The organism is Priestia megaterium, from assembly GCF_041941685.1.
In the GTDB taxonomy this organism is placed as follows: domain Bacteria; phylum Bacillota; class Bacilli; order Bacillales; family Bacillaceae_H; genus Priestia; species Priestia megaterium_C.
On the sequence record NZ_CP130958.1, the window covers coordinates 1,663,663 to 1,687,595 of the forward strand.

Sequence of the window (23,933 nt, forward strand, 5' to 3'; positions counted from 1 at the left end):
TACTATAAAATTATTTTCTAGGCAGCCTTTACGTAAAACCTAATTAATCAGTTAGTGCTTACTCTGAAAAAGCTTTTGAGTACTGCACAACACCTTGCATATTTTTTAATAATCCCTCTGTTAACTCTAAGGCCATAAAGAATTCTTCAGGCACGTCAAAATGTTCTTTCTTATCGCTGTATTCTTCATTTAAAAAAGCGCTTTTCACAACTTCTTCAGTTTTATTATATTCTTCAGTGAGTTCTTGTTTAATTAAGATATCCATTTATAGTCTCCTGTTCATTTTGGTAAATTACAGCTTTTTATACTCCATAAATGGGACTTCCTTTATGCACACAGTCATCAAGGAAGCTTACTCATCCAGCTCTAAAAATAAGTTTAACAAACAAAAACCTCCAAAATTAGTATGTATATATTTTATAGTGTTATATTTTATGAGTCCACCTTTAATACATAATATTTGTAAATCATTTATGATAAAATATACTATATATGTTAAATTATAGTGTGTAAAGAAGGGGTAATATCTGATGTTGAACGTATTATTTATATGTTTAGTAAGCTGCTTCATTATTTATATTGGGAAACGCGTATGGAAAAAAGGTAATACTAATTTCATTGCTGGGTATGGAAAGATATTTACACCTAAGGATGAAAAACAGCTCGCTAAAGGAATTGGACTTATTATTATGTTGTTTGGCTTTGAATCTATGATATTTCCTATTCTCTCTTTGCTTTTTGAAGGGATTGGCTTTTATTATGGATTGCTGGTTGTGTTGAACTTCTTCGCTTTATTTGGACTTATGATAAAGGACCAGGTGCAAAGAGAAGCCTAAAGGAGGAGAAAACGATCAATAAAAATATTCGGCTTATGATTGGTTTAATCAGCACTATTATCCTGTGTTTCTATGGAGTAAGAGGTTTATTCATACATGAAACAATACCGTTTTCTTCTTACCTCTTTGCGGTAGGTGGAGCTATTTCCACCATTGCTCTTATCTGGGAATTAAAAAAGGAAGATACAGCTTAAATTGAAAGGAGTTATGATGTGAAAAGACGATGGATTTCTTGGTGGATAGCTAATATGATTTGGATCATACTTTTCGCTGTAGGCACAGTTGTTGTCTGGACAAGAGAAGTTGATGGAGCGGGTGTTATCCAAACACCGGCGCTAAAATTGTTGGCGTTTATAGTGTTGCTGATTGCATTTATTTTCCCTTTGATTATTCAGGTTATATGGCTAATTGTTAATTTTAAAGCTAGTAAGCATGTACTATAGAAAATAGGAATGATGTTATGGAATAGAGGGGTGATATGTATGCAAAGCAAAAAGTGCTCTAAATGTGATTCAACTCTAATCAAAGCTCGTATTCAATCATCACCTGGTACAGTAGGTGTAAATAAAACACCGAGCAGCGTATTAAATAACAATCACAATTACAGTGAGTTAATACCTTATGTTTGTTCAAGCTGCGGTTATGTGGAGGAGCCTGGAAAGTTTGTTTAATAGAACTTTTAGGATTTTTTATTTTCAACTACATTATGATACGTCACTGAACTTGGTATATCGCCTAATGTCAATTTTAATTAAAGGGTAAGGAAAATGATTTGTGGAGGCTATTATGAAGAGAACAATTAGTTTTCTGTCAGTAGTTTATTTAACCGTTCTAACTGCATGTAATCAAGAAAGTACAGGAACGAATACAGAAAGTTCTTCTGCTGTCATTGTTGTAAACGGAACAGAAGATAAATTAGATCAAACATAAGAAATAGGAGACCAAATAGAGACAATAGAAAAGAAAACTAAAGCAACTAAAATGCCCGCAGGTAATAATCAATCAAACTATTTTACAGTTGGTTCAGAAATCTATTCAGTAAAAGGAACAGAGGATTATATTATATTATATTATATTATAGTTAAAGACAAAGATCATAAAAGTCAGTTAATGAAAAAGGTAGTTCAAAAAAGGTGAGTATTATCTAATTTGACTACTTTGTATTTTAGAAAATACGTTCTATATGAGCGTGTTACATATATGGAAATCTAATTATAGTAAAACAAAAAAAATTTTAAGAGGTCGAAAGTGAATAAAAAAATTCGATGCAGTTTAGCTAGTTGTATAACAATTCTAGGGGCGTTAAGTATATATTTTTTGTTCTTTTCTTACGATAAGTTTTATGTAACGAAAGACGAGAATGTGTTGAACACAAAGCCTTTAAGTGATACATATGGAAATTATGAGTGCACGGAGATGGCTGATCAAACAAAGTATGACTCTAAGAAATATTTTAGAGCCTTTGGTAAAACACAAAATGGGGATTTTGTTTATGCTATTAAAGGTGATCATAAGCATAAACAAGTGCTGCTAGTTGAAAACACAGAGATGCCTATGTGGTTTTTATATGCTCGTCAATAAAGGTGCTAAAGTGTCTATAAAATCCATTATGGTAAATAAAGATGTTGCATCATTTTTCTTTTGAAATATATTTCAAATAAAGAAGGGGCTGTGTTATGAAAAAGTGGTTATACTTACCTTTTATTCTATCTTTGGTCATTCTATGTGCAGCATGTTCAAGTTTAACTTGGGAGAAGCAATATGTGGATTCTCCACCTAGGGAGTTATTGTCAGGTGGAGAAGAATATTCTATTTTGGCAGTAGGGGAAGACATCGATCATCCAGAGGAAATAATGGGTTTAAATCAGGTTCGATATTTTTCCTCGTTGGAAGAAGTAAAGAATCAATATCCAGACTTAAAGGTAGAAGGCAGCCCTTTCTTTATTATTTTTAATGATAAAGAAGTCGTTTTAAGAACTTCAGAATTAAACAAAGCGATACGTTTTGTAGAAGAAAATTACTAGATACAAAAACAAATAAATTTTGTATCATCTTTTCCTCCTACAAAAAATGTATAATAAGCTCCATTACGTTCATCTTCAACATCCATTTCCAAATTAAATCTCCTCTCCAAATCTAATTTTTTAACTAAACGCTTAAAAACTAATAAAAGACACCAAGGAAGCATAAAGCACCTTGGTGTTTTTACGTTTAATAATATCTCATATGACAATTATAAAATGCAAAATATAGAAAATATGATAACATATGTTTATTGTTGTGGGATAAAAAATGTTTGGAGGAGAAATATGAAAAAGTTCTATCTTGGTTTGTTTGTTATTTGTTTAGTGTTTATCATTTCCGCTTGTTCAAAAACCGAATATGTAAACAATGTTGAGTACTTAAAATTACAACAAGCAGAGGTAATGTTAACAGATGATAAAAAAATCGTTGGGGAAATGATAGTCCCTGATAAAAAGAATAAAAGTAAACGTATCGTTCCAATGGAGTTACGCTATACATTTACGATGGAAAATACGTCTAATAATATTATGGCTCTCTCTGATTCTGCTAAAACAAACATTCGCATAGAACCAGATAAGGAGTTAGTATCAGCTGTAAAGGAAGCACTTGGTTCAAATATTTATAATATGGATAACAATAAGTTAGGTATTGGTACGAGTATAGGAGAAGTTCCATCTAAAGGAACAAGTAAATTTACTCTTAGTTATACCTTAGGAGCAAAACAAAAAAATAATGAATTGCCTCTTTTGCCAACTGAAGAAAAACTAAAAAAGCTACAAGCTAATGCGTTAAAGGGTACACTCATTATCTCCCAAGATGACAAAGATATTGCAAAGTTTAGGTTAGATTCAAGCCAATAAACATGATTATAATTTTAAATAGGTTAATAGCTCGCTAACTCTGTATATCGTCAGCGTTAGCGAGCTATTGTTTTTATATTTATATGCTTGTATGTGGATTTACTTTTCCCAAAAATAAAATTGATTAGCCTTACTTATTTGGTTACGATAAGCGCTCGAATAATTTCATTCCAATAGTATTTGAAGTTTTTGTCACTTGTATTTTTTTGCATTAGAACAGTTGATTCCTTTGTATTCTCTTTTTTTATAGACATTATGATTTCCCCTTATCTCTTTATATTTAGTATGTTGTGGTTTGATTTACCATATTTTATAATGAAATTAGCAATCATTACAGATGAACATTACGATTGAACCAATCGAAATATCCGATTATAAAGAGGTGAGGAAAATCGAAATAAAACAACTGATTACATTTAAAACAGCTGCAGAAAATTTAAATTTTACATATACAGCTAAAATTTTGAACTTTGCTCAATCAAGCGTTACCGCTCAAATAAAAGCTCTTGAGAATGAACTTGAAACTCCTTTATTTGAACGTCTCGGAAAGCGCTTGGTTTTAACAGAAGCAGGTAGAGAATTCAAAAGGTACGCCGATAAAATGATTCAATTGACTAAGGAAGCAAAAAACGCTGTAAGTGGAGTGGAGGAGCCTGCGGGTACGCTTATCATTGGATCTTCTGAAAGCCAGTGCACTTATAGATTACCTCCAATATTAAAAGAGTTTAAGGATCAATTTCCAAAGGTTAAAATGATTTTTAAGCCCATTTACTCTCAAGCACAAACAAGAGCGCAGCTACTAGATGGAACCCTTGATATTGCTTTTACAATGGAGCCTATTCAGCATCATGATGCAAATCTACATACGCAATGTCTTGTTGCAGAAAACTTGAAAATTATAGCTTCTCCTCAGCATCCTTTAGCTGATAAAGCGGAAATTTACTTAGAAGACCTTGAGAATGAGACTCTTTTGTATACTGAGTCGGGGTGTTCATATCGGGTAGTATTGGAAAACTTGTTTCGTGAGGCGGGTATTTGTACATCAACTAAATTTGAATTTGTAAGCGTAGAAGCTATTAAGCAGTGTGTAATGTTAGATTTAGGTATTGCCATATTGCCCGAAGTAGTAGTAAAAGGAGAGCTTGAGAAAGGCATATTAAAAGAATTGGCTTGTACTAAAGTTGATACGCCTCTTTATACACAAATGTTTTGGCATAAAGATAAATTTATGTCTCTTCCTTTGCAGTCTTTTATTCAATTAGCTTGTAATACCTTTGGGTTAAATTATAAGGGGATTGAAAGTAAGAATCTTTAGGTACATTACACTGACTAAAGACTTATAAAGGGTATATAAAATAATCTCACATTATTTTTAATAAGATAAGGGGTGAAGGGAATTTTCATTACTTCACTAATATATAGATGAACCTTAATAATCTAGATTTTAATTGGTGAAATCTGAGTTAGGAGTTGAACTAATTTGAAAATGGGAGTAAATCAAATTGAACTAAATGGTTTAACATTTCAATATCGAGAGGCGGGCGAAGCTTCGGCACCCGCCATTATTGCACTTCACGCTTTGGGAATGAGTGCAGAGTCTTGGGATGAAGTAGCAGCTGTATTAGGGAAGGAATATCGGTTTCTAGCTTTAGATCAGCGAGGACACGGTGGAAGTGAGAGAACCGGCACCTATACGTTTGAACTTATGTGCGATGACTTGCTTCAGTTTGTAAATGCGATGAATTTGGAGAGCTTTACGTTGATTGGGCATTCTATGGGTGGTACGGTGTCCTATCTTTTTTCTGAAACATTTCCAGAAAGGGTAGATCAATTGATTGTTGAAGACACTCCTCCACCTTTTACAGGAGAAATTCCTGCCAAACCGCCTGGTTCTTTACCGTTTGACTGGGAGGTTGTACCTTCAATTCTTCAACAGTTAAACAACCCCAATCCTAAATGGTGGGGAAGTCTTACAGAGATAATTGCACCTACTCTCATCATAGGAGGAGGATCCAGCCATATTCCTCAAGATAAATTGCAGGAAGTTTCTAAGCGCATTCCAAATTGCAAATTAGTAACGATAGAAGGGGCTGGACATGAGGTGCATGCAGGAAACTTATCCGCTTTTTTAACTGCTGTGAAAAGCTTCCTTGCTTCGTGATTTTCTGGATCTTTTATTTAATTTGAAAGACTGTTTAAGTAAATAGCATTTTTAAAAGTTATTAAACTTTTATAGAAAGGGAGACTATACGTTAGTCTCCCTTTTAATCTGTACATATGTTAATATATGGATTATGTGTAATAAAATTAATAATTAAATAATTTTTATGGAAGATAAATAAATGCCTTTTAATAGTTATAGGGAATGCTATAACTATTAAAAGAGCATTTTTGAAAGGAGGAGAGTTTCTTGTTGAAATTTATAGAAAAAGGGTTTTTCTATGGCCTTATTTTAGGAGGATCAATGGGTTTCTTTGTAATCCCATATAAAGAAGTTGAATCAGTCGGTGATGGTGCAACAGAAACAACTTATTTAAACCTTAGTGATTTTATTATTCATTTAATTCGTTTTAGTGTAGTTATAGCTGTACTCGGAGCGGTAATAGGTTTCTTTCTTTATAGAAAAAAGAGTTTGGAGTGATTCATCCAAGCTCTTTTTCTACCGATGATTAAGTACATTATAGTAACTGATAACTAAATGGGCCATATAAACATGTACCTAGTTCAGTGAGGCTCAAATTGGAAAAACGTTTTAGTCAATATTCACTGTGGTTATAGTTGCTTGGAATGGTTGTTGGTGTTGGACAATATTTCACACCCATACATAGATCCAAAATTTTGTATGTATTACTGTTTACTTAATAGGATTCTCATTTGGAATAATAGCTTTTGGAAAACAAGAAAAAGGGCTAATGAAATATTTTAGTTTAATCTCTTTTGTAGTAATTCCACTATTTATTATGGCGGGCTTTTTATTTTTTTCAATGAATTTTGGCGACAAATAAAAGAAGGTAGTGATATTAAATAGCTTTATGTTAAAATTTGTATATGGGATGTGAAAACACAATTCGGTTGGTAGTCCGGATGCATTAATATATTAATGTCAGTGACCTTCCCCTCCTCGGGATGTCCATCATTTCATAGTATGTTTAGAGGAGGGAATCGTTATGTCACTAACGATTTACCATGATGGTCAGTTTTGGGTAGGCATTATTGAAGTTGTAGAAGGCGGTAAGTTAAAAGCATTTCGTTATGTATTTGGAGCAGAACCAAAAGATGCAGAGATATTAGACTTTATTAATTACAGATTGCTAGAGGTGATCAATCAATCAGTTCATGCAGGTCTTGATGTAAAAAGAAAATCTAATAAAAAGGTAAATCCAAAACGCTTACAACGCCAAGTAGCAAAAGAAATAAATAAAATTAGTATTTCGACTAAAGCTCAAGAAGCCATGAAGCAAGAGTACGAAGAAAAGAAAAAAGTAGAAAAAAGAAAGCTAAACAATACCATGAAGAACTAAAGGAAAAAAAGTATTTGATGAAGAAACTAAAGGCGAAAGCTAGGCACAAAGGCAAATAGAGAGGCTGGGACAAAATTATTTTAGACGAAGTAAAAACCGAACTATTGATCAACATATTTGATTTATAGTTTGGTTTTTTTGTTGGAGTAAACGTAGGTTTCATGTGTGTAGGTCTTTCTAGCAGTTGATTGGAGGGCAAGGCGAAGACTCCTGCGGGAGCAGCGGAACAGGTGAGACCCCGCAGGAGCTTATGCGACGAGGAGGCTCATCGGCCGCCCGCGGAAAGCGAAGTCTTGCACGGAAATCAACAGCGGTGTCACAAGCGGTTCAGCTCATGTATCCATTTGTTCGTGTTTAGATTGGATTCATTTCGTTATGTTTCAACCTCTTATTCTTATACTATAGGAACATTCTTAAAAAAATTTTCTCGAATAGCTGCCGATTTAACTGTTTTATTTATCTTTTCTTTATTATGATCTATAAATTGCTGTGCTTTTTCTTTATCAAATAACTCATTGCTATCTGGTAAAGTTTGAATGTTTTTGGAAATGAATTGTTTCATTTCTTCTCTAGATACTGAGAATTTCTGATCATCTATTTTAAAACTGTACCCTTCAGCATTAGGTACTAATATTGTTAAATAAATAGCATTGTAAAGAAAATTCTTCTCTAATGTATTCTTACCATCAAACCAATACTTTAACATTTCATCTTCTGATAAAGAGCCCTCTTTAGTACCATACATTATTTTTGGTGTTTTATTATGTAAATCAATTTCTTTAAATGTTTCTCCTCCAGGCAACGCCTCTATGATAGCTACTACGTTGGAATTATCTCCAACATAAGTTTCACTATGGTCTTTAAGTTTTTTTACATCAACATTGTTAACACTTGTGACTTCTTCTTTTTGAGAACAGCCTGTTATGCTTACAAGGATTAATAATATTAAACAAAAAAACACCTTAAAATACTTCACAAAAACATCCATTTTATTACTTAAATACCCTTATGTGGATATTATACAGAATATCAGTGTATCGTAAATGTGATGTTTTGAAAAGGTGTAGGTACTTTTGTACAAAACACCCGCTGCTGTGGGGGATGTTTTGTCTACTGTCAGTAGAAGGAAATTTGAAACATAAAAAGACCCCAAAGCTTTTTTGAAAAAGCGCTTTGAAGTCTTCATATCTCATTTTTTACTTTTAAGAGCTAATTCCTACAATTGATTCAATAATTTGTTCCCAGTCTTCACTATGAACTTCATGTCCTGTACCTTCAAGAGCTATTAATTTAGCATGAGAAATAGCTTTTGCAAGAGCAAGCCCATGTTCATACGGAAGTGCGGGGTCTTTTGTTCCATGAATGATCAGCGTAGGTATGTTAATTTCACTCAGCCTGTCATAATATTGGCCTCCTCCTTGAAGCAAGGCATGGTTAAATCTACTCGGCAGCTGTTTGGCGCGGGCAGCTTCTCTTTCTGCTAGCTTATGCATTCTTTTCTCTTCATAAGGCTTTGTCCCACTTAAAATTTCCCATCCACCTGCAAGGTAGGGAACGGTTGCCTCTTGATTTGACCAGTCTATGGAAGTGCTCTTCGTGTGGTAATCAAGTATATGCTGATCCATTTGGGGCAATTTTTCCGCCTCTTTTCCAAATACGCTTGATGCAATTAGGGTAAGGGAGTCTATGCGATCCGGATATCTAAGAGCAAGGATTTGTCCTATCATCCCGCCCAAAGACATTCCAACAATATGAGCTTTGTCTATAGAATAAGCAGCTAAAACACCAATTGCATCGTCAGCCATATCCGTTATTGTATAGTTAGAAGTACCGGGTGGATAAGTGGTAGACCGACCTAAATCACGATGGTCGTAACGAATAACAAATCTCTCCCGTTCAGCGAGGCGAAGGCAGAAGTCTTCATCCCACCAATCTAACGAGGACATTGCTCCCATTATTAAAAGGACAGCAGGGTTTTTGGGGTTTCCAAAACTTTCTGTACAAATCTCAACGTTATCAATTTTTATTATTTCTTCATTCATTCGTGTACCTCCTTTTAAGTGTTAGAGAAATGAAAAGTAGTCCTTTATTCAGTTCTCTAAAATGAGGATATTTCCTTTTGGAATTTTATTTAGGAAAGCCATTATTCTGCCTATCTCTTTACCTTTTTACTAAAAAGTAAAATATAAAATGTAACTAAGGGAAGAGCCTAAACTTGTTGGAGAGCATGGGGATTCAGCGTTTGCTGTCTGTAACATGTTGATAAGGCAGGAAAGTTGAATGCATGTATGGAAAAATACTTATGTGAGGTGAAATAAGAATGAATGATTAATATGGAGAAAATACCTTTTAAACTTTAATTACATTTTTTCATTTATTACAACTTGATAGATTAATATACATATACAGGATTGCTGAATTCGTGTGCTATTGGTGAGCATATGAATTCAGCGTTCTCATGAGGAGATGCTTTATGAAGCGGTTAATAAATAAAATTGCGATTGTGACTGGTGCTAGTCGGGCAAAAGGTATTGGTACTGAAATATGCAGGGAATTAGCTAGAGAAGGTGCAGATATTTTTTTCACTCATTGGTCAAAGTATGATCGTTTAATGGATTATTGCAATGAGGATGATTTTAAATGGTCGAAACGTCTTATGGAAGAGATTCGCAGTCTGGGAGTGCGATGTGAATCAATGGAATTGGATTTATCGCAACCCAATGCACCAAGAAAGCTGCTTGATGAAGTTCAAAACAAACTAGGTTCTCCATCAATCCTTGTAAATAATGGAACACATTCTGTGGACGTAGATTTTCGTTCTATAGATGCTGATATGCTTGATGCTCATTATAACGTGAATGTTAGAGGGACGTGCCTTTTGACTGTTGAGTTTGCACGTCTAATCGAAGGTAAGCATGGCGGTCGAATTATTAATATGGTATCAGGTCAAGATAAGTCACCTGAGCCTGGGAATTTGGCTTATGTTGCAACAAAAGGGGCTGTTTCTACATTTACTAAATCAGTTGCTATTGAATTAGCACCTCTTAAAATTACTGTTAATGCTGTAGATCCTGGACCAACTAACACTGGCTGGATGAGCAGTGAGTTAAAGGAAGAGTTACTGCCAAAGTTCCCAATGGGTCGACTTGGTGAGCCCCGGGATGCCGCAAAATTAGTTATCTTTTTAGCAAGTGAAGAATCAGAATGGATTACCGGACAAATTATTCACTCAGATGGAGGCTTTTGGTGATTTAACATAGTAGCGGTCTTCCACTTTTTAGCGGATTTTTGTATGAAACAAGCAGTTAAAAGGATCTTCGAATGAAGATTCTTTTTTTATTATAATGTAACGTAACATGACGATAACCGAGTTTCTACAACTTATCAGTCAGTCCCAAAGGATTGTTGATGGGCTACAAAAGAAAAAGTACGGGCTTTTCTAAATCAGTAGTAAAATGAGATATTTCATTTATGAAGAATGCTTTATCATTTTCACTTATTGACGACAAATAGGATATATTCAGGGGGAATGTTTATATGTCAAGCTTTGAGGACGAAGAAGTGCTAACAGGAGGGAATGTCTCTAACGTTTATCGCTCGGGAGATACTGTACGACGAGAATTAAAATCAGATAGTCATAAATTTCATAAGCTATTAAAGCATTTAGAGAACAAAGGTTTTAGTTATGCACCAAAATTTTTAGGCATTGATGAAAATCGGGTATAAGTTGATTATACAAGCGTAGTGCCCCCAGGAACATGCATGTATATTTCTTTTTCTTACTTATCCTGTTTGAATCCTCTTTTTGTGGAGGATTTTTTTTGTGTGTCTAAAGGATATAATTTTTTAAAATATATATATCAAACACCTTAATCATATATATATTTTATACTCAATAAATCAATGTAACAACAGCATTACAAGATGAAAGAGATTCAATGTGTTTTTAAGCTGCAGCAACAAAAACGATCGTTATGCACTAAAGGCTAGATTTTTATATGTGCTCTAGAAAGAGGCATTATGTTGACTGGGAATGAATGTAAGAAAGATTACAGAAATACTATGGACAGATATGGACAAATTTTTAATTTGTAAAATATTTTTTGTGATTATACGGGCTTTGCTTATTCCAGTTTTCGTTTTTTTTATAGTATGTACTATAAATGTATAGGGAGGTGAAGTTATGGCAGGACGTCGTAGTAGAGATCGTCGTACATCTCAATCTCGCTCTATAGTAGACAATTTTCGAAGAGGAGATAAAATTCAAGTTTTTTCTGCTGGAAGACAACTTGATGGAAATGGTACGTTTATTCGAGCAGAAGGCGGATTTTTAGTATGGGAAGATAATTCAGGTAATAGAAATACTACTAGTTTAGACAGTATCAGCGTTCGCAGATTAAGAAAACGTAGTTGCTAATAATTTGTACAGGCTCTGATTTTATATAAATAAAAAAACACCTTCAAGCTGATAACTGGGTATGGAGTACCGAGCAATCATTTGGAGGTGTTTTTTCTCATAGGAAACATCAGAAATAAATTTTCTTTAAGGTATCACTTATAGAGTAATACCTTTCATAAGACGGAAGGTTTCAAGAAGTAAAACGTTTAACCCTAGCCATACTCCTCCAAATACATATCCTGCTGCAATATCGCTGGGATATTGTATGCTCAGGTAAAAACGACTAGTCGCAATAAGCAATAAAATAAGAATGGCTGCTATTGGTGCTAATGTAGGAACCCATAATCTTTTAGAGTGTCGAACCAGCATAAACACAGCAAACCCATAAATAACAAAAGCCATCAAAGACTGCTCGCTTGGAAAGGTGTATGAAAGCTGTTCTATCAACGATTTTCTAATAGGGGAGAAATGGTGGAAAGTTCGTCTCAGGCTTTCTTCGTATAGCTCCCCGCCGCCTGCAACAACTACCAGAGATAATAATTCGATTTTTTTATCTCTGCCTTTCCATAAAATCCATACAAGTGTAAAGAAAATTAATGCCACCAGCACTTGCCTGGATCCCAGCATGAAAAATATCCGCATTGGTACATTCCAATCTTTATTAAAAAGGGCTGTTATTAATAGACTTGTTATTTTGTTAAAATCTCCAAACTCGTTTGCGATAAAGTCTTGCGTCATTCCAATCATAAGCAGAATAAACCCTAATGTAACTAATGCTGTAAATATAAAAACAAGACCTGCCCGTTTCCGCGTATGAAACACATTTACTATCCACTTGAGGCAATTAATTGCTATCTTTTTAATCGTTACTTTGAACTTTTTATAAATGTAAATAGCTGCGAACAAACTTACAGCTACAATCATCCCAATGACAAAATACTTCTTAATAGAATTATGAAACTGTTCCCACTGAGGTCCTAATAACTTTCCTAGAGTAATAAATGTGGTGACCCAAAGAAACGATCCACTATAGGCGTACAGTGCATACGTCCGAAAGGGAAGCCGAGTAATTCCTGAAAAATATCCTGTAATATGTCTAATAACTGGGAGGAAATAAGCAATAATCAACAGCTTGTTTCCATGTACACTAAACCATTTTGACATTATTTCAATTCGCTCTGGCCCCATATGAAATGTTTTTCCGTATTTATCAAAAAAAGGAGTCCCTAACTTATAACCTACCCCGTAGGCTACGGTCATTCCAACCATACTCCCCATACCAGCCACCAAGATACTTCCCACCCAGCTTAAATGTCCTTGAAAAGCAAGAACCCCAGCGTAGCCCATGAGCAGCTCCCCTGGAAGAGGAAGAGCAAGAAGTTCCAGCATCAATGCTAGAAACAGCACGATATATCCGTATTGATTTATATAAGATGTGATAAAATCCATGGTTTGTCCTTCTTTCATAATATGTATTTGCCTAAAGCACAGTGAATAACTCAAATATGCTTGAATTTGATTGAAAATAAGAGAAGGGAAAAGGTTAATTTCACCTTTACTTTTCTTTTAATGTAGCACTATTTATAAAAAAAACTTTCTTTTTCATTGATTTTTAATGTTATTTTTAGCCTATTTTTAATTACAAACCGTAGACTGAAAATGTGCTATTTGAAAGTTCAACATAAGACCGTTTATTTTTCTAATAAATAGTGTAAGGAGTTCCTAAACAATCTATGTAACGGAAGAGAAGAAAAGATAAATCTTACCAATTGATTGAAAAGGGTAACTACCCGTTATGAATTTTTTATAATGCTTACTCTTTTCCAAGTAGAGTAATTCTTTAATCGTATAAATAAGAGAACAAAAAGGTGCGGGAAACAGCCTAGGTTTTACCACATAGCAAAAGCATACAAACTACAAGGAGGGAAAAGTCATGAATAATCGTGAGAAAAATAAATACCTCATTCTTTCCGCTACATTTGGAGAGGGACATAAACAAGTGGCTAATGCGATAAGCGAGGCAGTAAATGAGATCGCCGCTGATGCTGAGCCTATTACCATGGATATCGTGGAGTGGATTCATCCCACCCTCTATCCAATCAGCCACTATATTTATAAAAAAAGCATTAAGAAGTTTCCTCAAGTGTATAGCTTTTTGTATAAAAAAACTCGTGTGAAAAATTCGTTTTCCATTAAGCTAAATTCGATCTTTTTGTCGGGTATGCAAACCGTGCTTAAAATCATACAGGAAATAAAACCGAAAGTAGTGGTTAGTACCTATCCATTTGCTGCGGGGATAGTATCGAAATTAAAAGAGCAAGGGTTAATTGATATTCCAGCGGTAACCATCATCACAGATTATACGGATCATTCTTATTGGATTCATCCCTCTACAGACCAATATGTGGTAGGGTCTGCTCGATTGCGTGATCAATTAATTGCGTTAGGGGTAGAGGCAGACAAAATTAAATACACTGGAATACCTGTACGGAAAAGATTTATGGATGTTCTTCCAAAAGACCTTCTCCTAGATAAATATATGATCAATCCAAATATGTTCACCCTGCTCATCATGGGAGGGGGAGACGGATTTTTTGGAAAAGGGATTTCAACCTTTAAGGCATTAGAATCCATTTCCACACCGATTCAACTTTTTATAGTATGTGGTAAAAATAAGAAATTAAAAACACAATTAGAGTGGGAATTAAAAGACTCGAAGCATGACGTGAGAATTTTTGGATACTGTGAAAAGGTTGAAGAATTAATGGCTATTTCAGATTTAATGATCAGCAAGCCGGGGGGAGTAACAACCTCTGAGGCAATGGCGATGGATCTACCAATACTACTTTATCATTCGTTACCAGGACAAGAAGAAGACAATGCAGAGTATTTATGTCGTTCGGGATTCGCACTGTCTGCACAGTCAGAAAAAGAGTTAATTGCGCAAATTGAAAATCTTGTCCGTGATTCAGCACCTTTAAGATGGATGAAACAAAGAATGAAAAAATATCAAACCAAAACATCATCCATAGACGCTCTCCATGTCATTGTCGAAACAGCAAGACGCGGTCCATTACGTAACGTAACAGATAGTAGAACGATACAAAAGAAAAAGGAGATAGAGGTGAGTATATAATATGGAGTTCATGATTTCTGCTATTATTTTTTTCATTTTATTATACACCGTTATTCCGTATTTCCTATCACGTGGTCTAGGAGTGAACGTAGTTAAAAGAGGAAGGGATTTATCTAAAATTGCTTTTACGTTTGATGATGGTCCGAACCCTATTTATACGCCGATACTTCTTGATTTATTGAAGAAACATGAGGTGAAGGCAACCTTTTTTGTGGTCGGTACTAAAGCAGAAAAGTACCCTGAACTGATTCAGCGCATGCATAGTGAAGGCCACTTAATCGGAATTCATAACTACGTACATCACTCCAACTGGTTTATGTCGCCTTGGAAAGTTAGAAATGGACTTAAGAATACAGCCAAGGTGATTAAATCTATCACTGGAGTCACACCTATTTATTATCGCCCGCCTTGGGGAATACTCACCCTTTTCGATTTTATGAGAAGAGGTAAATATAAGATTATTCTATGGTCAATCATGGCGGAAGATTGGCGAACCTCTGGCGGAAGCGAAAAGATTAAACAACGCCTGGCCAACATAAAAGGCGGGGACGTCATTTTGCTGCACGACTGCGGAGATACGCTCGGGGCGGAATCTGAAGCTCCAAGAAACACAATTAATGCGTTAAGAGATGTATTAAAAACAGTGAAAACAAAAGGATTCACTTGTGTCCGTGTTGATGAATTGGTAGAGAAGCTATAGGTAGTAAGAGGACTATCTTTATTAAAGCTTGCGAATGACATTTTAATTCTTGTTATTACCGTAACTAAATATCTTGTCTGTTATAAAAAAAGAACCTCTATTTTAAAGAGGTTCTTTTTTATGGTCAGTAAAAATATATGGTAATATAATCATATATTGGTTATATTTATAATTTCATGTTTTTTAAAATCTGTGTTGAATCAGCAGTCAATTTAAACGACATCTATGAAAGTAGGGTAGTTCTTGAAAAAAGTTATTTTGAAATTCTTGGTATATTTTTTAATATTCTTTGGAGGAAACTTAATGATTAATATTCTGTTTACCTCTAATTTTGATCTTTTAACAGCATTTTCAACCGCTTTTGGAGTTTCCTTTGGGGTTGCTATCTTTGACTATTATACACATAAAAAAGGCAAGGTAGCATAAGGTGTAGTGCTTTTCACCCAATACATAAAAGATTTTATTAGAAACTTAAATATCATAGTATTATAAATGAATTTCTACACTACTTTTCTCTTAAACAAATGGGAGTTCTCTGTTATGCCTTAACAATCTGTTTTTTCACAGGAATGTAGATGTCGATCTCTTTATTTTCTGAACCATAGCATCTTTTGTCATACAATTCAAACTCCATTGATCCGTAGTGCTCATAACCCGATTCAGGGAACCATTCTGTAAAAACATAATTCCATGTGGACTGAATGGAAGAAGTAAAAGATTCTTCATTTGATTTTGGTGTAGTAAATACAGCATATTCTAGTTCAGGGAAGCTTCTGTAAACTGTTCCTTCAGGCGCGGGAGTGCCTTCCTCTACTTCCATGCCAATTACATAAACAAATTCACCCGTTTCAGGATTAAAATCAGTGCAAATGCCAAGCTCCGCGTTTTCGTTTAGGGGTTTGGGGATTTTAGAGCCTAATCCATTTTGCATGTACTGTTGCCAAAATTCAGGAATGTCTTTGTTATTCTGGCCACCCTCGTTCTTCGTTTTTAGCTCATATCCAATGATATAAAAAGCAGATTTAGTGACTAGTTTTGGTTCCATCTTATTTCCTCCTGACAAAAGTGTGGTAGTTAGGTAGGCTTTTCCCCGCAGCGGTCCAGATATTCTCCTTGCGTTACGGTATTGTTTTGGTGAAACATCGTAAAATTTTTTGAAGGCTCTGTTAAATGATTCTTGGTATTGGAAACCAACATCAAGTGCAATATCAATCACTTTTTCATCTGTGAAAAATAAGCGTTCTGCTGCGCGTGTAAGTCTTCGTTTCCTCACATAATCCATCACTGATTCTCCCACCATGGCTTGGAAGACACGGTGATAATGAAAAGGAGAAAAACAAGCAATTTCTGCTAACTTTTCTAAAGTAATTTGTGTCTCCAAATTCTCCTCAATGTAATCTAGCGATCTCTGTATACAAGTTACATAATTCATTTACATTCACCTACCTTACGTTCACTATAACAGCAAACAAATCTTGGTTCTTAACATTTTTTGCTATATTCAATTAGGACATATGTTTTAGGTTTACTTGTGTCTTTTGTTTATTTTAAATGTTTATATAAGGGCAGATGAAATAAATGTGAAAAACGAGCCCTTAGCAGATAAGAGCTCGTTTTTCTCGTTCATATACCATTATATATTATCAATGCAGCAATATTTTAATCGTGTTTAAAGTTGAAAACCATGCAAAAAAAAGCAAATTTTTTGTATATGTTATTCATCAAGATTTAAAAAGATGACCAAGCGTTGTCTTTATGTAAGCTGAAATTTTTATCTTTTTCTTGAAAAGATTCTATAAAAGGTAAAAACTAAAACCTATCGCAATGTAGGTACCAACAAGTAAAACACCTTCGAACCAGTTGGAATCACCGTCGTTCACAACGGTCACCGTCATGAGAGCGGCAAGGATCATCGCAATCATTTCCGCTGTATTAAATACAAGAGGCAAGAAATCATACAAGTATGAGAACAGAACGAGTATAGGAGCAACAAACATGGCCGTTTGGACGGTTGAACCAATGGAAATCTCCACCATTACGTCCATTCTGTTATTATAGGCCATTGCAATTGCTGACACGTACTCTGCAGCACTTCCGACTATGGCCACAACAATAATTCCAATAAAAACGTGACTCCACCCTAAGGCAGCACCTACTGGCTCAATGGTGCCAACAAGTTTTTCACTAATATAAGCTAGTACAATTGTGGCCAGTCCAAGTACAACGATTGCTTTCTTTTTTCCCCATTCTGGTTCCTCTCCATTTTCTTCTGCGTTTCCAGTGAAAATCCCCTTATGCGTGACAAGTTTAAAAAGAAGAGCAAGCAGGTAAATGGTCAGCATCACAATGGCAAAAGAAGTTGATAAAACCTGCATATCTTTATCATCCAAGCGTTTTGCAAAGATAAATGGCAATACAAAAGTTACGATAATAGCAAACATTAAGAGGGAGGTATTATGTCGTGTTTTAAACACACTAAATTTTTGCTTTTTAAATCGGATTCCTCCAACAATCATTGATATTCCGCTCGCAAAAAGTAGATTAACGAGAACTGCTCCAGTAATGGAGGAAATGACGATTGTATTTAGTCCTTTACTTAATGCAAAAAACGAAATAATAATTTCTGCAGCGTTGCCAAACGTAGCATTAAGTAATCCCCCTGCTGTTGGACCTACTACAGCGCTAAGGCTTTCAGTAGAACGTCTGATGTAATTAGCCAAACTAATTAATGTCACACAATAAATAAAGAACATTAAAATATAATTCCAATTAAAAATGCTGCCAATAATTGAAAGAGGTACACCAATAATCATAAAAATGAAAAAGACTTTATTCATATTTTCCTCCATGGTCATTTATAGATCCTATAGCAAGAAGAGATGCTCTATATTATCTTAGCGTTTTTATTAATATAACTCTTAAGACTTTTGTTATTCACATGGAGAGTGCAACTAGCAATTAACTCGACGCATAGAAAGAGAACATACTTAATAGCTGGTGCAAAAGGGGGCTAAAGTTAAAAAAGAAAAGAATCGTACAAGATAAAGCGCTATGAACTCCTCAAGATAAGCTTCAAAGTATATTGAATAGTCTGCTCTGAATAACAAATATGTATCTTTTACATGCTAAAAAGATATGAATTTTCCAAACGCCCATAATTGACGTTTTCGTTAACGTTAATTATGGGTAATGTAGTTTATAGATTTAAAAATAATTAGAATGAAGCACCATTTAAATATGATTCAAACTGGTAATTATCATTAAAGGAGAGAGCTATTATGTATACACTTGGAGAACTATTAGAGCAAAGGGCTACACAATCTGCTGAAAAAGAGGCTTTAATTTGGAGTACATCTTTCCATACATTTAAAGAATATAATGAACGTGTCAATCAACTCGCTCATTACCTGTTAAGCCACAACGTTAAAAAAGGGGATCGAATTGCAATTCTCTGTCAAAACAATCATCCGTTTCCTACCATTCTGCTAGCCGCATTAAGAATAGGAGCCGTAGCGGTTCCTATTAGCTGGCAGCTTACGAAGTATGAAATTATCGATATTTTAGATAGTGCACAACCTAAAATTATTTTCTACGACCAAAAATTTCATGAGGTTATTCTTTTTGATTCTGAAATATTAAATGACGTGATTACTTTACAAGTAGGAAGAAAAAATAGCGTGGAGACAGTTGAAGAATATAATGAAATTTTTTCTACGTATTCTATACTAAATCCAAATATACAGGTCTCTCAAGATGACATAGCTATGCTTCTTTTTACTTCTGGAACAACTGGCAACGCAAAAGGCTGTATGATTGAGCATGGTCATGTGTATTCTTATATACAACCATCTAGCCAACGAATCGATTATGAAGAGGATGGTCGTTTTCTTGCTTCGCATCCTTTTTATCATATGAGTTCTATTAATAATATTTTGAAATCTGTTTCCAACGGGATGGGGTTATTTTTGTTGTCAGATCCTACACCAGAAATCATTTGGGAAACGATTGAAACTCATAAGATCACTATGATGTTAGCGTTTCCTTCTATGTATATGCAAATGCTCGAAGCAGTGAAAAATGCAGGGTCAAAGAAATCTTCACTAAAGGTTGCTATTGCTGGAGGGGCAAAAGTTCCTGCTTATCTTATTAAGGAATATGAAAAATTAGGCATTAGCATGATACAAGGGTATGGAAGTACAGAAGCATGGACAGTCAGTGTATGGACACCAAATATGGGAAATGAAAAAATTGAATCAGCAGGTAAGCCTCTTTCTGGTGTAGAAGTAAAAATTATTGATCCTGAGTCAGGACAAGAAGTGAAAACAGGAGAAATTGGAGAAATTATTATAAAAAGCCCCTATTGTTTTAAAGGCTATTGGCATAATCAAGAGGCGACTGACAAAGTCCTTAGAGATGGTTGGTTCTATATGGGGGACGCTGGAAAGGTAGATCAAGACGGCTTTTTATATATTATGGGACGCTATAAAGATGTTATCGTATATGGCGGTGATAATATCTATCCTGATCAGGTAGAAGAAATAATTGAGCAAATAGATACGGTCATTGAAGCCGCTGTAATAGGAGTAGAAGATCCAGTTTATGGAGAAAAACCTAGAGCGTATGTGGTAAAAGATTCTCATTCTTCTTTAACAAAAGAAGATATCTTAAAATATTGTAAAGATCGTCTAGCAAGCTACAAAATTCCAGAAGTTTATTTTACTGATAAACTTCCTAAAAACCAGCTTGGTAAAGTATTAAAAAGAGAACTAAAATGAAGATAGTTAAAAGCGTGGACTGAATGCAGTCCACGCTTTTAGAATGGGAAATTATATATTTAAACCAGAAATGTTAAATAGAAAGTCCTTTTATATCAGGATAACAAACGAGAAGTGTATTCTCATACTCAGATTCGCAGCCTGTAAATACCACCTTTTTTTCTTTATTATCATATTGAAATCCGAAATTTTTTAAATCATTTCTCAATATATCTTCACTAATTTTCATGGAAGAAGCAATCTCCTCATAAGTATTACCATTATTTAACTTTTGAATAATCTCACCAATTAACAAATTACGACCTCCAGTAGTATACGTGTCTTAAGTAATACTTTATCCTGAATAGCTGCTTTTATGAATTGCAAGTAAAGGTTAACAATTTAAATGAATTTGGTATTAAAAGAAGTGTAGAAAGCCACATGTTTCTACTGAGGAATTATTCTTCTTGTCCTTGCATTTCTCATTAATAATAGTAGTGAGTATCACCCTATGTTATTACCTGGGTTTGCTGAAAAAGCAAAGAGAATATTCTCTTTGCTTTTTTCTTGGCTTTAATATTTATTGCTCTTTTTCTGGTACCATTTCAACTTTACCTGGCCAAAAAGCAAACCTTCCTAAAACCGTAGTGATCGCAGGTACAAGGAATGGTCGCACAATAAATGTATCTAACAGAACACCTAAAGCCGTGATAATTCCGAACTGAACCAGAACTTGAATAGGCAGTGTTGCTAGAACCGCGAAGGTAGCAGCTAAAATGATTCCAGCTGATGTGATAACACCGCTTGTTTCGCTTACGCCTTCTTTAATTGCTTGCTTTAATGGCATGTGCTTCTTTTTCTGCCAAATGCTTGAGATCATAAAGATATTATAATCCTCACCAAGCGCCACTAAAAATACAAATGCGTATAAAGGAATCGCTCCTTGGATAGCATCTGCCCCCATGATGTTGTGAATAATGAGCCAGCCTAATCCTAAGGCTGCACTGTAGGACAAGATAACCGTTCCAACCAAGTAAAGCATGGCTACAATGGAACGCAAGTAAGCTAATAGCAGAAGTGATATAAAAATAATAATTAATGGGACAATAATACTGTCGTCTTTATCACTCGTTGTCATTGTGTCATACTGTGTAGCTGTTTGACCGCCGATCCATACTTTGGATTCCACTGCGGAAACTCCGGACTGTGACAGTGCCTTTTCAGCTGCATCTTTCAAGTCTGGAATAGCTTTCATTGCTTCTATACTATATGGATTCACATTAAACGTAACGTCATATACTTTTAAATCCTCATTATTTGTACCACTTTGAGGTGCAGAAACAGTACTAATAAGGTCATTTTTCTTTAATGCTTTTTCAAGGTCAACCGATTTTCCTTCCGTATCAATGACTACTTGTGCTGGTGCTAGTTCACCAGGAGAGTAAGCATCAGAAATAATCGTAAATCCTTCACGAGAAGGCATATCTTCAGGGAAAGAAGACAATAAATCATATGTGTACTTGATTTGACTAGAGTAAAGGGATAAAGCTCCAAAAAAGACTAGACAAGCTACAATGATTGTCCATGGTTTAGTCGTAACCACATTACCAATCCAATTCCCGAAACGGTTTTTCTCTTTTCGGTCACGCACCGGTTTTCCTTTCTTTTTCGCCAATTCCTCTTCCATTTCAGGAGTACGAGGGACGAAAGGATAAAAAGAACCTCTTCCCATAACCGAAAGCAGGGCGGGAATAAGTGTTAAACTTGCTACTCCCATAACTAGAATAGATAAGCTAAAAGGGATTGCAAAACGATTGTAAGCACCGTATTTTGCTACAATCAAGGCCAGAAGAGAGATGACAACTGTAAATCCACTCATAGCTATAGCACCTGAAGCACCTTTAAAGGCGTTGATAAGTGCTTGTCTCTTATCTTTTACTTTGCGAAGCTCATCGCGATAATGGGAAATTAAAAATAAGCAATAGTCTGTTCCTGCTCCAAACAACAAGACCGTCATAATGGATATGGACTGCGAGTCGACCGTAATCCATCCTTTATCTGCTAAAATACCGAGAATTGGACTCAGCACCCCATAGGCAAAACCTACACCGATTAAAGGAATAATCGCTAAAATTGGGGAACGATAAATTACAAGAAGTAAAATTAAGACTAGTAAAACTGTTGCAATTAGTAACGAAACGTCTGCTCCTTCAAATAAGCTGGTTGCATCTACTTGAATCCCTACAGGCCCCGTAACACGCGTGCTTAGCTTATCTTTTGCATCAATATCTGTACCAAAAGAATCATATGAAACTTGTTCTTTTACTTGTTTTTTAATCGTGTCTAGATTTTTTTCTAGTACATCCGTTTCAACGTTTTCTTTAAAGAAAATGGGCTGTACAAGCGTTGTACCGTCTTTCGAAATCATTTTTTGTAGAGCTGATAGCGGTAACTTATGCAAAGGCGGTGTAGACGTTTGTTCTTCTAATGGTTTCTTTTCTAAATCTGCCGCCACTTGCTGAATAGATTTTAGATCATCGTTGTTCAAACCTGATTCTTTGTGCCATGTAAGTAAGGCAGGAACCCCTGATGAGTTAGGAAATTCTTTCTTTATAAGATTTTCAGCCTCTACGGAAGGTGAATTCTCACTTAAGTTTGGTGCATTGTTCACTTCCGTTTTATTTACGGCAGGCCAAGCAATTGTTAGAACTGCAGTTGCCAGAATCCATACGGCAATAACAACCCAACGACTCACTTTTCCAGTCATAAATTGGCTGAATGTTGCTAAAGGTGATTCTTTCATTAATGCTCCCTCATTTCCAAATCTGTTTGTTTCTATTACAATATATATAGAACCTTCAATAATTATATATACCAGAAGGTTAATTAATCAACTAGTTTAAATTTGCCAATTTCTTGAACTAGAAGGAGGGCCCTTATGAATACGAATCAGACATCGAAAAAAAAGCCTGGCAGACCTAAAATAACAGCTGAAAATAATATAACGAGAGAGCAAATTTTAAAAACAGCTGCTCATCTCTTTATGGCATATGGATACGAAAAAGTTTCAATGGACCAAGTGGCTGAAGCAAGCGATGTGACCAAGGCCAGCGTTTACTACTATTTTAAAAATAAGGCAACTTTGTTTACAGTTTCGGTATCAAGCATGTTTCAACGCATTACAAAACAAACGGAGAAATTATTACAAAATTCCAATGGGCTGAAACACAGATTATATGAGGTAACATTAGATCATTTAAAAAGACCGCATATTGATTTTGAAACATTATTGCAGGAAGCGACTTCTTCGCTTACAGAAGATCATATTCATGAAATTCGTGAGGCAGAGAGAGCGATACATGAGGCATTAGAGGACGTATTCAAGCAAGCTGCAAACAACGGAGAAATCGTCGTAGCAAGTCCCAGATTGCTTGCGCATACATTTTCCACGGTAACAATGATTCGGAATAAAAAAGAATTAATTACAGAATTAGGAGGCCCTGAAAAAACGGCTCAGGCTCTAGTGGACCTGTTTTGGGTGGGGATTAGTCCTAATTAATTTTCTTATTCCACTATAAAAAATGGCTGTAACATATTGGTTAATATGTTACAGCCGTTTTTTTATTGTTCACAGGTACTTCTTGAGAAAAGCCCAATGGCATAACAATAATATGGTGGCTTTCTAACCTATGTAAGTATGTT

The 23,933-nt window shown here is 35.1% G+C and carries 25 protein-coding genes and 3 pseudogenes; 20 read left to right on the plus strand and 8 right to left on the minus strand.

Annotated elements, in window-relative coordinates:
- Positions 1-160: 160 nt before the first annotated feature.
- Positions 161-265 (minus strand): annotated as a pseudogene (locus Q5794_RS08640) (GNAT family acetyltransferase); the annotation flags it as partial.
- 265 nt (positions 266-530) lie between these two features.
- Between Q5794_RS08640 and Q5794_RS08645 the strand changes: the two are divergent.
- The 12 genes and pseudogenes from Q5794_RS08645 to Q5794_RS08700 all read left to right on the plus strand — a co-directional run bounded on the left by Q5794_RS08645 (position 531) and on the right by Q5794_RS08700 (position 7,600).
- On the plus strand, positions 531-836 hold the full coding sequence (locus Q5794_RS08645) for a hypothetical protein (protein ID WP_025749183.1): 306 nt from the start codon (positions 531-533) through the stop codon (positions 834-836).
- Positions 837-1,048: 212 nt separating this feature from the next.
- The gene (locus Q5794_RS08650; protein ID WP_214985909.1) at positions 1,049-1,279 is read left to right on the plus strand and encodes a DUF3923 family protein; all 231 of its coding nucleotides are present in this window, start codon (positions 1,049-1,051) and stop codon (positions 1,277-1,279) included.
- 39 nt (positions 1,280-1,318) lie between these two features.
- On the plus strand, positions 1,319-1,507 hold the full coding sequence (locus tag Q5794_RS08655) for a hypothetical protein (RefSeq protein ID WP_214985911.1): 189 nt from the start codon (positions 1,319-1,321) through the stop codon (positions 1,505-1,507).
- A 115-nt stretch (positions 1,508-1,622) separates the two neighbouring features.
- Complete coding sequence (locus Q5794_RS08660) at positions 1,623-1,766, plus strand: hypothetical protein (RefSeq protein ID WP_214985913.1); 144 nt, start codon at positions 1,623-1,625, stop codon at positions 1,764-1,766.
- A gap of 318 nt (positions 1,767-2,084) precedes the next feature.
- Positions 2,085-2,417 (plus strand): hypothetical protein, encoded by a 333-nt coding sequence (locus Q5794_RS08665; protein ID WP_214987599.1) that lies wholly within the window; start codon positions 2,085-2,087, stop codon positions 2,415-2,417.
- A gap of 95 nt (positions 2,418-2,512) precedes the next feature.
- Positions 2,513-2,860, plus strand: a complete 348-nt coding sequence (locus Q5794_RS08670; protein ID WP_374988975.1) for a hypothetical protein — start codon at positions 2,513-2,515, stop codon at positions 2,858-2,860.
- A 285-nt stretch (positions 2,861-3,145) separates the two neighbouring features.
- A complete protein-coding gene (locus tag Q5794_RS08675) occupies positions 3,146-3,721 on the plus strand; it encodes a hypothetical protein (RefSeq protein ID WP_214987600.1) in 576 nt (191 codons plus the stop codon).
- Between the two features lie 391 nt (positions 3,722-4,112).
- A complete protein-coding gene (locus Q5794_RS08680; protein ID WP_214987848.1) occupies positions 4,113-5,036 on the plus strand; it encodes a LysR family transcriptional regulator in 924 nt (307 codons plus the stop codon).
- Between the two features lie 165 nt (positions 5,037-5,201).
- Positions 5,202-5,882 carry an alpha/beta fold hydrolase gene (locus Q5794_RS08685; RefSeq protein WP_374988976.1) on the plus strand — a complete coding sequence of 227 codons (681 nt, stop codon included), beginning with the start codon at positions 5,202-5,204 and terminating at the stop codon, positions 5,880-5,882.
- A gap of 249 nt (positions 5,883-6,131) precedes the next feature.
- Complete coding sequence (locus Q5794_RS08690; protein WP_214987602.1) at positions 6,132-6,362, plus strand: hypothetical protein; 231 nt, start codon at positions 6,132-6,134, stop codon at positions 6,360-6,362.
- Between the two features lie 526 nt (positions 6,363-6,888).
- Positions 6,889-7,301, plus strand: a pseudogene (locus Q5794_RS08695) (YjdF family protein).
- Between the two features lie 125 nt (positions 7,302-7,426).
- On the plus strand, positions 7,427-7,600 hold the full coding sequence (locus tag Q5794_RS08700) for a hypothetical protein (protein WP_214987604.1): 174 nt from the start codon (positions 7,427-7,429) through the stop codon (positions 7,598-7,600).
- A 36-nt stretch (positions 7,601-7,636) separates the two neighbouring features.
- On the opposite strand, the gene Q5794_RS08705 is transcribed toward Q5794_RS08700, so the two are convergent.
- Both Q5794_RS08705 and Q5794_RS08710 read right to left on the minus strand, forming a co-directional pair.
- On the minus strand, positions 7,637-8,218 hold the full coding sequence (locus Q5794_RS08705; protein ID WP_214987605.1) for a DUF4825 domain-containing protein: 582 nt from the start codon (positions 8,216-8,218) through the stop codon (positions 7,637-7,639).
- Positions 8,219-8,444: 226 nt separating this feature from the next.
- Positions 8,445-9,284 (minus strand): alpha/beta fold hydrolase, encoded by an 840-nt coding sequence (locus Q5794_RS08710; protein WP_214987606.1) that lies wholly within the window; start codon positions 9,282-9,284, stop codon positions 8,445-8,447.
- A gap of 431 nt (positions 9,285-9,715) precedes the next feature.
- On the opposite strand from Q5794_RS08710, the gene Q5794_RS08715 reads away from it, so the two are divergent.
- From Q5794_RS08715 to Q5794_RS08725, 3 genes and pseudogenes are all read left to right on the plus strand, one after another.
- Positions 9,716-10,492 (plus strand): SDR family oxidoreductase, encoded by a 777-nt coding sequence (locus Q5794_RS08715; protein WP_214987607.1) that lies wholly within the window; start codon positions 9,716-9,718, stop codon positions 10,490-10,492.
- A gap of 287 nt (positions 10,493-10,779) precedes the next feature.
- Positions 10,780-10,956 (plus strand): annotated as a pseudogene (locus Q5794_RS08720) (aminoglycoside phosphotransferase family protein); the annotation flags it as partial.
- A 469-nt stretch (positions 10,957-11,425) separates the two neighbouring features.
- Positions 11,426-11,659: a hypothetical protein gene (locus Q5794_RS08725; protein ID WP_214987608.1), complete on the plus strand. Its 234-nt coding sequence runs from the start codon at positions 11,426-11,428 to the stop codon at positions 11,657-11,659.
- A gap of 138 nt (positions 11,660-11,797) precedes the next feature.
- Here Q5794_RS08725 and Q5794_RS08730 read toward each other — a convergent pair whose 3' ends face one another.
- Positions 11,798-13,090 carry a VTT domain-containing protein gene (locus Q5794_RS08730; RefSeq protein WP_374988977.1) on the minus strand — a complete coding sequence of 431 codons (1,293 nt, stop codon included), beginning with the start codon at positions 13,088-13,090 and terminating at the stop codon, positions 11,798-11,800.
- A 484-nt stretch (positions 13,091-13,574) separates the two neighbouring features.
- Here Q5794_RS08730 and Q5794_RS08735 point away from each other — a divergent pair, with 484 nt between their 5' ends.
- From Q5794_RS08735 to Q5794_RS08745, 3 genes are all read left to right on the plus strand, one after another.
- Positions 13,575-14,777 (plus strand): glycosyltransferase, encoded by a 1,203-nt coding sequence (locus Q5794_RS08735; protein WP_374988978.1) that lies wholly within the window; start codon positions 13,575-13,577, stop codon positions 14,775-14,777.
- A 1-nt stretch (position 14,778) separates the two neighbouring features.
- On the plus strand, positions 14,779-15,477 hold the full coding sequence (locus Q5794_RS08740; RefSeq protein WP_374988979.1) for a polysaccharide deacetylase family protein: 699 nt from the start codon (positions 14,779-14,781) through the stop codon (positions 15,475-15,477).
- Between the two features lie 303 nt (positions 15,478-15,780).
- The gene (locus Q5794_RS08745; RefSeq protein WP_275261285.1) at positions 15,781-15,903 is read left to right on the plus strand and encodes a hypothetical protein; all 123 of its coding nucleotides are present in this window, start codon (positions 15,781-15,783) and stop codon (positions 15,901-15,903) included.
- A gap of 112 nt (positions 15,904-16,015) precedes the next feature.
- Here Q5794_RS08745 and Q5794_RS08750 read toward each other — a convergent pair whose 3' ends face one another.
- Together Q5794_RS08750 and cax are read right to left on the minus strand one after the other, a co-directional pair.
- On the minus strand, positions 16,016-16,909 hold the full coding sequence (locus Q5794_RS08750; RefSeq protein ID WP_214987612.1) for an AraC family transcriptional regulator: 894 nt from the start codon (positions 16,907-16,909) through the stop codon (positions 16,016-16,018).
- Positions 16,910-17,270: 361 nt separating this feature from the next.
- A complete protein-coding gene (cax, locus tag Q5794_RS08755) occupies positions 17,271-18,314 on the minus strand; it encodes a calcium/proton exchanger (protein ID WP_214987613.1) in 1,044 nt (347 codons plus the stop codon).
- Between the two features lie 441 nt (positions 18,315-18,755).
- Here cax and Q5794_RS08760 point away from each other — a divergent pair, with 441 nt between their 5' ends.
- Positions 18,756-20,252: a class I adenylate-forming enzyme family protein gene (locus Q5794_RS08760; RefSeq protein WP_214987614.1), complete on the plus strand. Its 1,497-nt coding sequence runs from the start codon at positions 18,756-18,758 to the stop codon at positions 20,250-20,252.
- A gap of 73 nt (positions 20,253-20,325) precedes the next feature.
- Here the strand turns inward: Q5794_RS08760 and Q5794_RS08765 are convergent, their stop codons facing one another.
- Together Q5794_RS08765 and Q5794_RS08770 are read right to left on the minus strand one after the other, a co-directional pair.
- Complete coding sequence (locus Q5794_RS08765) at positions 20,326-20,547, minus strand: hypothetical protein (protein WP_214987615.1); 222 nt, start codon at positions 20,545-20,547, stop codon at positions 20,326-20,328.
- Between the two features lie 264 nt (positions 20,548-20,811).
- The gene (locus tag Q5794_RS08770; RefSeq protein ID WP_214987616.1) at positions 20,812-23,034 is read right to left on the minus strand and encodes an MMPL family transporter; all 2,223 of its coding nucleotides are present in this window, start codon (positions 23,032-23,034) and stop codon (positions 20,812-20,814) included.
- A gap of 135 nt (positions 23,035-23,169) precedes the next feature.
- Between Q5794_RS08770 and Q5794_RS08775 the strand changes: the two genes are divergently transcribed.
- Entirely contained in the window at positions 23,170-23,790 is a 621-nt protein-coding gene (locus tag Q5794_RS08775) for a TetR/AcrR family transcriptional regulator (protein WP_214987617.1), read from the plus strand.
- Positions 23,791-23,933: the final 143 nt, after the last annotated feature.

Coding starts and splice junctions, on each gene's coding strand:
- Q5794_RS08645 (WP_025749183.1), top strand. CDS start 531: ATGTTGAACGTATTATTTATATGTTTAGTAAGCTGCTTCATTATTTAT.
- Q5794_RS08655 (WP_214985911.1), top strand. CDS start 1,319: ATGCAAAGCAAAAAGTGCTCTAAATGTGATTCAACTCTAATCAAAGCT.
- Q5794_RS08660 (WP_214985913.1), top strand. CDS start 1,623: ATGAAGAGAACAATTAGTTTTCTGTCAGTAGTTTATTTAACCGTTCTA.
- Q5794_RS08670 (WP_374988975.1), top strand. CDS start 2,513: ATGAAAAAGTGGTTATACTTACCTTTTATTCTATCTTTGGTCATTCTA.
- Q5794_RS08675 (WP_214987600.1), top strand. CDS start 3,146: ATGAAAAAGTTCTATCTTGGTTTGTTTGTTATTTGTTTAGTGTTTATC.
- Q5794_RS08710 (WP_214987606.1), bottom strand. CDS start 9,284: ATGAATGAAGAAATAATAAAAATTGATAACGTTGAGATTTGTACAGAA.
- Q5794_RS08715 (WP_214987607.1), top strand. CDS start 9,716: ATGAAGCGGTTAATAAATAAAATTGCGATTGTGACTGGTGCTAGTCGG.
- Q5794_RS08725 (WP_214987608.1), top strand. CDS start 11,426: ATGGCAGGACGTCGTAGTAGAGATCGTCGTACATCTCAATCTCGCTCT.
- Q5794_RS08730 (WP_374988977.1), bottom strand. CDS start 13,090: ATGGATTTTATCACATCTTATATAAATCAATACGGATATATCGTGCTG.
- Q5794_RS08735 (WP_374988978.1), top strand. CDS start 13,575: ATGAATAATCGTGAGAAAAATAAATACCTCATTCTTTCCGCTACATTT.
- Q5794_RS08740 (WP_374988979.1), top strand. CDS start 14,779: ATGGAGTTCATGATTTCTGCTATTATTTTTTTCATTTTATTATACACC.
- Q5794_RS08745 (WP_275261285.1), top strand. CDS start 15,781: ATGATTAATATTCTGTTTACCTCTAATTTTGATCTTTTAACAGCATTT.
- Q5794_RS08750 (WP_214987612.1), bottom strand. CDS start 16,909: ATGAATTATGTAACTTGTATACAGAGATCGCTAGATTACATTGAGGAG.
- cax (WP_214987613.1), bottom strand. CDS start 18,314: ATGAATAAAGTCTTTTTCATTTTTATGATTATTGGTGTACCTCTTTCA.
- Q5794_RS08760 (WP_214987614.1), top strand. CDS start 18,756: ATGTATACACTTGGAGAACTATTAGAGCAAAGGGCTACACAATCTGCT.
- Q5794_RS08770 (WP_214987616.1), bottom strand. CDS start 23,034: ATGAAAGAATCACCTTTAGCAACATTCAGCCAATTTATGACTGGAAAA.
- Q5794_RS08775 (WP_214987617.1), top strand. CDS start 23,170: ATGAATACGAATCAGACATCGAAAAAAAAGCCTGGCAGACCTAAAATA.